This is a genomic window from Saprospiraceae bacterium, from assembly GCA_016715965.1.
Lineage (GTDB): Bacteria > Bacteroidota > Bacteroidia > Chitinophagales > Saprospiraceae > Vicinibacter.
The window spans coordinates 830,365-841,999 of the sequence record JADJXG010000001.1 but is presented as its reverse complement, the minus strand read 5'-3'; the positions used below and the strand labels follow the sequence as shown (position 1 = coordinate 841,999).

13 protein-coding genes are annotated in these 11,635 nt (G+C 42.4%); all 13 read left to right on the top strand.

The features are described from left to right. Positions 1-215 precede the first annotated feature (215 nt). Entirely contained in the window at positions 216-599 is a 384-nt protein-coding gene (locus IPM48_03110) for an NADH-quinone oxidoreductase subunit A (GenBank protein ID MBK9270563.1), read from the top strand. A gap of 28 nt (positions 600-627) precedes the next feature. Beyond that, complete coding sequence (locus IPM48_03105) at positions 628-1,173, top strand: NADH-quinone oxidoreductase subunit B (protein MBK9270562.1); 546 nt, start codon at positions 628-630, stop codon at positions 1,171-1,173. Beyond that, positions 1,173-1,679 (top strand): NADH-quinone oxidoreductase subunit C, encoded by a 507-nt coding sequence (locus tag IPM48_03100; GenBank protein ID MBK9270561.1) that lies wholly within the window; start codon positions 1,173-1,175, stop codon positions 1,677-1,679. Before IPM48_03105 ends, IPM48_03100 begins: the two co-directional genes overlap by 1 nt. A 15-nt stretch (positions 1,680-1,694) precedes the next feature. Further along, positions 1,695-2,921 (top strand): NADH-quinone oxidoreductase subunit D, encoded by a 1,227-nt coding sequence (locus IPM48_03095; GenBank protein ID MBK9270560.1) that lies wholly within the window; start codon positions 1,695-1,697, stop codon positions 2,919-2,921. Positions 2,922-3,060: 139 nt separating this feature from the next. Beyond that, positions 3,061-3,546, top strand: a complete 486-nt coding sequence (locus tag IPM48_03090) for an NAD(P)H-dependent oxidoreductase subunit E (GenBank protein MBK9270559.1) — start codon at positions 3,061-3,063, stop codon at positions 3,544-3,546. A 1-nt stretch (position 3,547) separates the two neighbouring features. Next, positions 3,548-4,885, top strand: coding sequence for an NADH-quinone oxidoreductase subunit NuoF (gene nuoF, locus IPM48_03085; protein ID MBK9270558.1), 1,338 nt, complete (start codon positions 3,548-3,550; stop codon positions 4,883-4,885). A gap of 45 nt (positions 4,886-4,930) precedes the next feature. Next, positions 4,931-5,899: a (2Fe-2S)-binding protein gene (locus tag IPM48_03080; protein ID MBK9270557.1), complete on the top strand. Its 969-nt coding sequence runs from the start codon at positions 4,931-4,933 to the stop codon at positions 5,897-5,899. Next, entirely contained in the window at positions 5,890-6,909 is a 1,020-nt protein-coding gene (gene nuoH / locus IPM48_03075; protein ID MBK9270556.1) for an NADH-quinone oxidoreductase subunit NuoH, read from the top strand. Before IPM48_03080 ends, nuoH begins: the two co-directional genes overlap by 10 nt. 11 nt (positions 6,910-6,920) lie before the next feature. Further along, complete coding sequence (gene nuoI / locus IPM48_03070; GenBank protein MBK9270555.1) at positions 6,921-7,433, top strand: NADH-quinone oxidoreductase subunit NuoI; 513 nt, start codon at positions 6,921-6,923, stop codon at positions 7,431-7,433. Continuing rightward, the gene (locus IPM48_03065) at positions 7,430-7,930 is read left to right on the top strand and encodes an NADH-quinone oxidoreductase subunit J (GenBank protein ID MBK9270554.1); all 501 of its coding nucleotides are present in this window, start codon (positions 7,430-7,432) and stop codon (positions 7,928-7,930) included. The genes nuoI and IPM48_03065 overlap by 4 nt, the downstream gene beginning before the upstream one ends. 9 nt (positions 7,931-7,939) lie before the next feature. Next, positions 7,940-8,272: an NADH-quinone oxidoreductase subunit NuoK gene (gene nuoK / locus IPM48_03060; GenBank protein MBK9270553.1), complete on the top strand. Its 333-nt coding sequence runs from the start codon at positions 7,940-7,942 to the stop codon at positions 8,270-8,272. A 29-nt stretch (positions 8,273-8,301) separates the two neighbouring features. Further along, positions 8,302-10,179 carry an NADH-quinone oxidoreductase subunit L gene (gene nuoL / locus IPM48_03055; GenBank protein MBK9270552.1) on the top strand — a complete coding sequence of 626 codons (1,878 nt, stop codon included), beginning with the start codon at positions 8,302-8,304 and terminating at the stop codon, positions 10,177-10,179. A 6-nt stretch (positions 10,180-10,185) separates the two neighbouring features. Further along, entirely contained in the window at positions 10,186-11,634 is a 1,449-nt protein-coding gene (locus tag IPM48_03050; GenBank protein MBK9270551.1) for an NADH-quinone oxidoreductase subunit M, read from the top strand. Position 11,635: the final 1 nt, after the last annotated feature.

Sequence of the window (11,635 nt, the reverse complement as noted above, 5' to 3'; positions counted from 1 at the left end):
GCCTCCTACTTTAATTTGGGGACCGAAAAAATGCCTTCTCTTGGTAACAATTTATATATATTAAATAATTCACTAATGTTTAATATATTGAAATTAATATACATATTCTTACTTTAGCAAGCAATGGATCATGGCTAATCCATTCAGAACAGTATTACAAATACGGACAGATCTATAAAAAGATTATATTTGCGATTCAATTGAATCCTTGACGTATGAATCCAGTGCCATTCGATTACTTCCCCATCTTTATTCAGTTTCTCATTGCTGCTTCCTTCGTGGTGGTGACCTTACTGGCCACCCACCTTCTGGGACCAAAATCCAAAGGCTTGCGCCATGACAATAGTTTTGAATGTGGTCTGGACAGTGTTGGCAATGCAAGAAACCCGTTTTCTGTTAAATACTTTCTTACCGCTATTTTATTTGTTCTCTTTGATGTGGAGATTATTTTTTTGTACCCCTGGGCGGTCAATTTTAAAAGTTTGGGCTGGTTTGGATTTTTTGAAATTTTGGTATTTCTCAGTTTGCTGATGGCTGGATTTTACTACGTTATTAAAAAAGGAGTATTAAGCTGGGAGACAGCTGAAGAAAGGGATTAATCACTTGCTAAAATCAAAATAGGAAAGAATGAGTGAAAAGATAAAAATGACCGACAAACCTCCCGGTGTGGAAGGTCAGGGTTTTTTTGCCACTTCCCTGGATCAGGTGGTGGGTCTTGCCAGAAAAAACAGCATTTGGCCCCTGCCCTTTGCCACTTCCTGCTGCGGCATCGAGTTTATGGCCACCATGGCATCTCACTACGATCTGGCCAGATTTGGTTCGGAGAGGATGAGCTTCACGCCAAGACAGGCAGATTTATTGATGGTCATGGGTACCATCGCCAAGAAAATGGGACCCGTTTTAAGACAGGTGTATGAGCAGATGGCAGAGCCCAAATGGGTAATTGCAGTAGGCGCGTGTGCTTCGAGTGGTGGTATATTTGATACCTACAGCGTTTTGCAGGGAATTGATCGGATCATACCTGTGGATGTCTATGTACCCGGATGTCCTCCAAGACCAGAGCAAATCATTGACGGGATTTTGCGCATACAGGATTTGATTGGCAATGAGAGCTTGCGCAGACGAAATTCTGAAGAATATCTCCAAATGAAAGAATCATACTACATCAAGTAATGAACCAACTGACTCACGAACAGATACAGACTCATCTTATCAGCGGACTTGGAGAAAACTTTAAAACGCTGCAAGACGATTATGGAGTATTTACCATTGAATTACCCGTATCTCAATTGTACCGCACCGTACAATTTTTGTACCGGGATGAGCATCTTGGATTTCAGTTTCTGACAGACCTTTGTGGAGTCCATTATCCGGATGAACGGGGCAGAGAACTGGCCGTTGTCTATCACTTGCATAGCATGAGAAATAACACAAGGATGAGAATCAAAACTTTTGTTTCTCAGGAGAATCCCCAGGTGCCAAGTGTCAGCGGAATTTATGCATCGGCCAACTGGATGGAAAGAGAAACTTATGACTTTTATGGTATTTTATTTTTAGGGCATCCGGATTTAAGAAGAATATTGAACATGGATGAGATGGTGGGTTTTCCATTGAGAAAAGAATATCCGCTGGAAGATCCGTTGCGTGAGGATAAGCAAGATTTTCATTTTGGAAGGTAGTTTAGATCGTGAGGCATGAAGACCAATTTAGAATATAAAGCTGAGTTTATTAATCCGGATATCCCGGATATCCCTTACAATACCCTGAATCTGGGACCCACGCATCCCGCTACCCATGGTATCTTCCAAAACGTTCTCAAAATGGATGGGGAGCGCATTGTAAGTGGAGAACAAACCATCGGGTACATCCACCGTGCATTTGAAAAAATTGCAGAAAGAAGGCCTTTTTATCAGATCACACCGCTCACCGATCGATTGAATTATTGTTCTGCGCCCATCAACAACACCGGTTGGTATTTGACCGTGGAGAAATTGTTGGGAATGAAAGTGCCCAAACGGGTGGACTACATGAGGGTCATGGTCATGGAATTGGCCAGAATCGCCGATCATCTGATATGCAACAGCATACTTGGCGTAGACACAGGTGCACTGACCGGATTTACCTATGTGTATCAGTACAGAGAAAAAATATACGAAATATACGAAGAAATTTGTGGAGCTAGGCTTACCACCAACATGGGACGCATTGGTGGATTTGAAAGAAACTTCAGCCCAAAAACATTTGAACTCACAAGAAAATTTCTAAAAGAGTTTCCAGAGGTTTGGAGAGAGTTTGAGAGTCTGCTCAGCCGCAATCGTATTTTTATGGATAGAACCATTGGCACCGGGGCCATGGATGTCGAGAGAGCCCTCAATTACGGGTTTACAGGACCCAATCTGCGCGCATGCGGAATCGATTATGACATTCGCTCTGCAGAACCTTATTGCTCTTACGAAGATTTTAAATTTGACATACCCGTTGGAACGACTGGCGATACCTATGATCGCTTTGTGGTGAGAAACGAAGAGATCTGGCAGAGCTTAAGTCTGGTGGAGCAAGCTTTGAAAAAAATAGAAGCAGAACCAGCAGAGATCTTTCATGCAGACAGCGACCATTATTACCTTCCTCCAAAAGCAGAAGTGTACAAAAACATGGAAGCGCTGATCTATCATTTCAAAATCATCATGGGAGAAATTGACGCTCCATCTGGTGAGGTTTATCAGGCTGTGGAAGGCGCCAACGGAGAATTGGGTTTTTATCTGATCAGTGATGGTGGAAGAACGCCTTACAGATTGCATTTCAGAAGGCCTTGTTTTATTTATTATCAGGCTTTTCCGGAAATGGTGCGTGGCCAATTGCTCTCTGATGCCATTGTGGTGATGAGCAGTCTTAATGTGATTGCTGGCGAACTGGACGCTTAGTATAAAAGATGGAATAGGCAATGTAAAAAAAACAAAACAGCAAATAGGATGAAAAATCAATTAATTCAAACTCTACCCTGGCATGAAGAAGTTATTTTATAACTTAAGTTTAATGTCTGCGAATTTTAATTTATAAAAGATGTTTTCAGAATCCAGATTGTCCCAGATTGACGAGATTATTAAGAGATACCCGGAGGGGCGTCATAAATCTGCCTTGCTGCCGGTATTGCATCTGGCACAGGAAGACCATGGCTGGCTCCCGGTGGCCTTGATGGATGAAGTGGCCAGAATTCTTAAGATTCAACCCATTGAAGTTTATGAAGTGGCCAGTTTTTACACCATGTTCCATTTGAAACCCGTGGGCAAATATGTGCTCGAAGTCTGTCGTACCGGGCCTTGTTGTACGGTAGGTGCTGAGGAATTAATTCAATACATCGAAGACAAATTGCAAATACAGGTGGGAGAGACTACCAAGGATGGTTTGTTCACCTTAAAAACGGTCGAATGTCTGGCTGCCTGCGGCACAGGTCCTGTGCTTCAGGTTGGGCCTGAATACATTTATCGTGAAAATCTGACTCCTCAAAAAATAGACGAACTCATTGACGAATTAAGATCAAAAGGATAGTATGGCCAGAAAAATATTGTTGGAGCACATCGATGTACCAGGTATTCAAACATTTGAAGTCTACCGTAAAATGGGTGGATATGAGGCGGTGGCCAAAGCTTTAAAACAAATGTCTCCGGATGAAATCGTGGAAGAAGTCAAAAAATCTGGACTCAGAGGTCGTGGTGGTGCGGGATTCCCCACCGGTATGAAATGGTCTTTTCTCGATAAAAAATCCGACAAACCCAGATATCTCGTTTGCAACGCGGATGAATCAGAACCCGGCACATTTAAAGACCGGTATCTGATGGAAAAAATTCCCCATATCCTCATTGAAGGAATGATCTGTTCATCCATCGCTTTGGGAGCCCGAACTTCTTACATTTATGTGAGAGGTGAAATGATGTACGTGATTAAAATTTTGGAAAAAGCCATTCAGGAAGCCTATCAAGCAGGTTTTCTCGGTAAGAATATTTTGGGAACCGATTATTCACTGGATCTGTACGTTCAGCCGGGTGGTGGTGCTTATATCTGCGGTGAAGAAACCGCATTGCTGGAATCCCTTGAAGGCAAAAGGGGTAATCCGCGCAACAAACCTCCTTTTCCTGCCCTATGGGGATTGTATGGCTGCCCTACCGTGGTCAACAATGTAGAAACCATCGCAGATGTACCCTGGATTATCAACCATGGTGGAGAAGCTTATGCCAGTATAGGAATTGGAAAAAGTACAGGAACAAAATTGATATCCGCTTGTGGAAATATTAATAATCCGGGGGTCTATGAAATAGAACTTGGGATTACGGTGGAAGAATTTATCAACAGTGATGAATACTGTGGTGGTATTGCAAATGGAAGAAAATTGAAAGCGGTGGTTGCTGGTGGAAGTTCTGTTCCAATTTTACCTGCAGATCTCATTCTCACAACTGCCAGTGGTGAACAAAGACGAATGACCTACGAATCCTTGTCCGATGGTGGTTTTGTGTCAGGCACGATGTTGGGTTCAGGAGGATTTATTGTGTACGATGACAGACAATGTATCGTGCGAAATCTTTGGAATTTCACCCGGTTTTACCACCACGAATCCTGTGGGCAATGCAGTCCTTGTCGCGAAGGAACCGGATGGATGGAAAAAGTATTGCACCGCATCGAAAATGGGCATGGAAAGATGTCGGACATCGATTTATTGGTTGACGTAGCCAAAAAAATAGAGGGCAAAACCATTTGTCCATTGGGTGAAGCTGCTGCATGGCCTGTGGCATCAGCCATCCGTCATTTCAGAGCAGAATTTGAAGAACACGTGCGGCATCCTGATTCCTGTGTCAAAAAACATTTACACCGTGAAATGGCACATGCCCATTGATTTTTACGATCTATAGATGACAATGAAAAACAAGTACATTAAACCATGAGCGATCTGATCAAAATAACCATCGATGGAAATTCCATCGAAGTGCCAAAAGGAACCACCATTCTTCAGGCAGCCAGAATGATTGGAAAAAATTATCCACCGGCCATGTGTTATTATACTCCGCTTAAAAACACGGGAGGAAAATGTCGGGTCTGTTTGGTCAAAGTGAGTCAATCGTCAGAAGCGAATCCAAGGCCCATGCCAAAATTGGTCGCCAGCTGTCTGACACTCGCAGAACATGGTATGGTCGTAGAAAATGAATCTTCTCCCGAAGTACTTGAAGCCCGCGATGGTGTGGTGGAGTTTTTATTAATCAATCATCCACTGGATTGTCCCGTGTGCGATCAGGCCGGTGAATGTGATTTGCAAAATTTGTCATTCGAACATGGGCGTGCAGAAACTCGCTACGAGGAAGGTAGAAGGGAATTTGAGAAAATTGACATAGGTGCTAATATACAATTGCACATGACGCGCTGCATTCTTTGTTATCGCTGCGTGTATCTCGCGGACCAGCTGACCGATCAAAGAGTGCACGGTGTCATTCATCGCGGTGACGTTTCTGAGATAAGCACCTTTATTCAAAATGCCATCGAAAATGATTTTTCCGGCAACATCATCGACGTATGTCCCGTGGGTGCCTTGACAGACAAAACCTATCGCTTCAAGCAAAGGGTCTGGTTTTCCAAGCCTTTTGATGCACATCGTCATTGTCCCAAGTGCAGTGGAAAATCTGTGCTATGGATGAAAAACGATCAGATCATCAGGGTCACTTCAAGAAAAGATAAATTTGGTGAGGTCATTGATTTTATTTGCAACGAATGCAGATTTGAACATAAAGATGTCAGTCATTGGAACATTGAAGGACCGCGTGACATGGGTGAAAATTCTGTGATTTCGGCCAATAAATACGAATTGCCTGTGGTATCTCCCGCAGTGAATGTGGACGCAAAATTTGTATCGGAATGAGCATTGTAGTTTTTAAAATAATTTATATTGCGATCATATTTGGTCTGTCTTTATTTATTGCCATGTATTCTACTTATGCTGAGCGCAAGGTAGCAGCATTTCTGCAGGACAGACTGGGTCCCAACCGGGCAGGACCTTTTGGTATTTTGCAGCCATTAGCAGACGGATTGAAGTTGTTTTTTAAGGAAGAATTCATTCCTGCCAAATCCGATAAAATGCTTTTTCTGATGGGTCCCGGATTTTTTATGATCACCGCATTAATGACCAGCGCTGTGATCCCTTTTGGCTCAGAAATCACATTGGATGGAGTGAGTTATTCTCTGCAAGGAACAGATCTCAATGTTGGATTGCTGTATATATTTGGTGTGGTGTCTTTGGGAGTTTATGGCATCCTCATCGGTGGGTGGGCGTCCAACAATAAATTTTCATTGTTGGGTGCAATTCGCGCAGCTTCGCAAAATATAAGTTACGAACTTGCAATGGGTCTTTCCATCATCGCTTTGGTTATGATGAGCTCTAGTCTATCGTTGAAGTCCATTGTTGACCAACAAGCTGGCTGGCATTGGAATGTTTTCTATCAACCGCTTGGTTTTATTATTTTCATTATTTGCGCTTTTGCAGAAACCAATCGGGCGCCATTTGATTTGCCGGAATGTGAGACAGAACTGGTCGGTGGTTACCACACTGAATTTTCATCGATGAAATTGGGATTTTATCTGTTTGCAGAATACATCAATATGTTTATCAGCAGCGCAATTCTCGCTACCTTGTATTTTGGAGGATATCATTTCCCCTGGGTATCCGACATGGATTCTGGTTGGCTCAAAACATTGATGGAGGCAGTCGTGCTTTTTGGAAAAATTTTCTTTTTTATCTTTTTATTTATGTGGATAAGATGGACCTTACCAAGATTTCGCTTTGACCAGTTAATGAATTTGGGATGGAAAGTTTTGATTCCATTGGCCATAGTCAATATATTGTTGACAGGTCTTTTTATTTTACTGAAATAATTATAAAGGAAATGAGCATCATCAAACTAACCGATAGAATAAAGGTCATGGAGCGGAAGCCAATGACACTGATGGAAAGATTGTATTTTCCGGCGATTCTCAAAGGAATGGGTATCACCATCCGCCATTTTTTCACCAAAAAAGCCACCATTCAGTATCCGGAGGAAAAGCGTCCAATGAGTGAAGTCTTTCGCGGACTTCATGTACTCAAACGCGATGACCATGGGGCAGAGAGATGCACTGCTTGTGGATTGTGCGCGCTCGCTTGTCCTGCAGAAGCCATCACCATGACGGCTGCAGAAAGAAATCCCGAAGAAAAACATTTGTACCGCGAAGAAAAATATGCAGCCGTTTACGAGATCAATATGCTCCGGTGTATTTTTTGCGGTTTGTGCGAAGAAGCCTGCCCAAAGGCAGCTATTTTTCTTCAAAACGACAAGATGGCCCTTGCCAGTTATGATAGAGAAGATTTTATATTTGGAAAAGACCGATTGGTCGAACCTTTTTTAAATTCAAAATCATGATCGATAAAATATTTTATGTTCTATCAGCTCTGACGATTGTTTCTGCCACTCTTGTGATTGTGTCCAAACACCCCATCCGGAGTATTTTGTTTTTGGTTTTGACTTTCTTTTTGATCTCAGCACATTATGTTTTACTCAATGCTCAGTTTTTGGCATTGGTCAATATCGTTGTATATGCAGGGGCTATCATGGTTTTGTTTTTATTTGTTGTCATGTTTTTAAATTTGAATGAAGACGTAGAAAAACACAAGAGCTTTCTGCCATGGTTTGCTGCAGTCATATCCGGAGGATCTCTGATGTTGATCATTACTTCAGCCCTGGAAAAATCCCTTCTCATGTCACCTTATCCCACCAAGGATTACTCCATCGGACTGGTGGAAAATCTTGGATCAGTGCTATACCGCGAATATTTGCTTCCCATGGAGTTGAGTGCAGTTTTGTTTTTTATTGCCATGGCCGGTGTCATGTTGTTAAGTCGCAAAGAAAAGTTGAATTAAATCTTCATTATGGAAAACCAAGTACCGGAAATTTTCAATGTCATACCACATACCCATTATGTATTGCTGAGTACAATTTTATTTGTCATCGGCATCATTGGAGTCATCGTACGAAAAAACGTCATCATCATGTTTATGTGCATCGAAATCATGCTCAATGCTGTCAACCTGATGCTTACTTCTACATCAGCCTATTACTCCCATAGCGGTGGTCAGATTATGGTGTTTTTTACCATGGCAGTTGCAGCAGCAGAGGTGTCTGTTGGATTGGCCATCATTGTGATGATTTATAAAAATTTGAAAACGATCAATATCGATGCTTTTCAAAAATTGAAAGGATAATCTGATATGCAAGTCAATAAAATATAACCATGAATCCAGAATTGCTTATTCACCTTATCTTATGGTCTCCATTGCTGGGATTTGTCTTAAATGGTGTTTTTGGCTCTCGTTACAATTCATCCATCGCTGGAACTATTGCTTGTTTAGGTCCACTGGTGGGTTTTATTGCCACGGTTTTATTGTATTTTTCTTTCCAGCAACCCATTCAATTCAGCTATTACAAATGGTTCGGATCGGAAGATCAATTTAGTGTGGATTTCAGTGTCATGGTGGATCAGCTCACTTTACTTATGTTGTTTGTGGTAACTGGTGTGGGCACCCTGATTCATGTCTATTCACTGGGATACATGGGTCACGACAAGGGTTTTGTCCGGTTTATGGCTTATTTGAATTTATTTATCTTCTCGATGCTGCTGCTCATCATGGGTTCCAACCTGGTGATGCTTTTTGCAGGTTGGGAAGGTGTGGGACTTTGTTCTTTTTTGTTGATCGGTTTTTGGTTTAAGAATGCTGATTACAACAAAGCAGCCCGCAAAGCTTTTGTGATGAACCGCGTTGGTGACCTCGGATTTATTTTGGGAATTTTTCTCACCGGATTTTACTTCAAGTCACTTGATATTCCAACCATCTTATCCGGACTACAAGACATTCAGCCCAATGACCCACAAATAGTACTGATCACCATCCTGTTATTCATTGGGGTGTGCGGCAAGTCTGCACAAATACCATTGTTTACCTGGTTGCCGGATGCCATGGCTGGCCCAACACCGGTTTCAGCATTGATTCACGCTGCCACCATGGTGACCGCTGGTATCTATCTGGTGGCGCGCATGAGCGGATTGTACAATCTGGCTCCTTTTACGCTGGACATTGTATTGTGGGTTGGATTGGCCACTGCATTTATTTCTGCAAGCATTGCACTTAAACAAAACGACATTAAAAAAGTATTGGCCTATTCCACCGTAAGTCAATTGGGCTATATGGCTGTTGCTTTGGGATGTGCCGCTTACAGCACCGCCATTTTTCATGTCATGACCCATGCCTTTTTCAAAGCACTTCTTTTCCTTGGGGCGGGAAGCGTCATACACGGATTGCATGGCGAGCAAGACATCAGCAAAATGGGTGGATTACACCATAAAATGAAAAGCACCCACCTCGTATTTTTAGTGGCTACTTTGGCCATCATTGGATGCCCACCGCTGGCTGGATTTTTCTCGAAAGATGAAATTTTGGCAGCGGCTTACAATCATGGCAAAATAAATTTTATCATTTTGGCGGTGTGCTCGGTTTTTACGGCATGGTACATGCTCAGACTTTATTTTGGAACCTTTCATGGAACGTTTAGGGGAACAGATGAAGTTAAAAATAAAATACATGAATCCCCCATGATCATGTTGGCGCCTCTGTTTGTGTTGGCCATTTTGTCCGCGGTCGGAGGATTTGCGGGAATGCCTGATATCATAAGCGAACAACATTATGTGTCTCAATTTTTAAAACCCGCTGTTTCTGATCAGCCACACCATGTTTCTCATTTTTTTGAATATGTGTTGTGGGCAGTCACTGTGCTGGCCCTGGTCAGCATTGCCTGGTTTACCAACAGACGATACAGCACCTCAGATCCGTCTGTATTTGATAAGTCAGAAGGATTTCCGGCCAGTCTACTAAAAAACAAATATTACCTGGATGAAATCTATGATACCCTCTTCGCAAATCCTTTGAAAGCCCTGGGTACCTGGTCTAAAAATGTCCTGGATCCCGCAATTATTGATCGTGTGGTCAAGTGGCCCGGCAATTTGGTGACTGAAGCAGGACAGGGATTAAAGCCTCTGCAGTCAGGAATGATTGGTTGGTATGTGATGAGTCTTACCATTGGTTTGTTGACCATAATTTATTTATTTTTATTCTAGCAAAGTATGATGAGTCCGATATTGATACTGATTTTATTTTACATCATCACCGGTGCAATTCAGTTGGCAACCGGAAGAAAATGGGCTTCTAACATCGGATTGGCCTCTGCTGTCATTGGATTGCTTTTCTATCTTTTTTTGCTGACGGACCTTGATCTCAGCGGTGGATTAATGTATCCTTTTGAATTCAAATGGATACCAGGCTTGGAAATAAATTTTAGCCTTGCATTGGATGTTCAGAATATACTTTTGTTGTTATTGGTATTTCTGGTTGTTCCGGTCGGAATACTGGCGGCTATGTCATCTTCAGAGCAAAAATCTGCAGTATATTATGCATTGATTTCCTGGGGTCAGGCAGCCTTAATCGGATTTTTTGCCGCACAAAATCCGCTCAGCTTTTACTTGTTTTTTGAACTCGCCCTTATCCCATTTTATCTCATGGTATTAATGTATGGTGGTGAATACAGACGAAGGGCTGTGTTTAAATTTTTGATGTACACCGTTTTTGGAAGCTTCCTGATGTTGGCGGCCATCGTTTATTATTATTCCATTTCCGGTGCCGCTGGTGTTGGCGCACAATGGAATTCAATTGGATCCGTGGGAGTGGATCTTACCCACCAGATTTGGATTTTTGCCGCGCTGTTCGTTGCATTTGCGATTAAGTCGCCGCTGTTCCCATTTCATACCTGGCAGGCAGATCTGTATTCAGAGGGCGATCGGCCGGCGATTATGATTATTGCAGCAGTGTTGTCCAAAATGGGAGTGTTTGGTTTCGTCCGGTTTTTTCCATTGGTATCGGAAGCAGTGAGCTCCTTGGCCTATATTCTGATTCCACTTTGCATTGTAGGAATATTGTACGGAGCCATTGTGGCGTGGAGACAATCCATTATGACGAAAATACTGGCTTATTCTTCCTTGTCTCACATCGGAATGATTGCTGCAGCGATTTTTACGGGAAGTGTGGTTGGCTTGCAGGGTGCTATTTTTCAAATGTTTACCCATGGCCTCATCGCAGTGTCACTTTTTTATGTGGTGGATTTAATCATGCGCAGGACGGACAACAACAATTTGTACGCCTCTGCCGGTATGGCCAAAATTCATCCGAGATTGTCCGTTTACTTTTTTATTATAGTGCTTGCTTCTGTGGGTTTACCACTCACCAGTGGATTCGTCGGTGAATTTTACATGCTGTGGGGCTTGACCGAGAAATCTATTTGGTATGGTGCCTTCGCTGGATTGAGCATTGTCCTTGGCGCCATCTATATGCTGAGATTTTATCAGAAATCCATGTTTGGTGAATTGAATGCAGATCATGCGCACAAATGGCATAAATTGGAACTCTCTGAAGATTACGTCTTGTTGGTATCGGTTATTCTGATTATCAGCTTTGGTTTTTTTCCGGCTACCTGGATGGATTTAACCCTACAGGCAGCCAATACATTACTTAACAAATAAA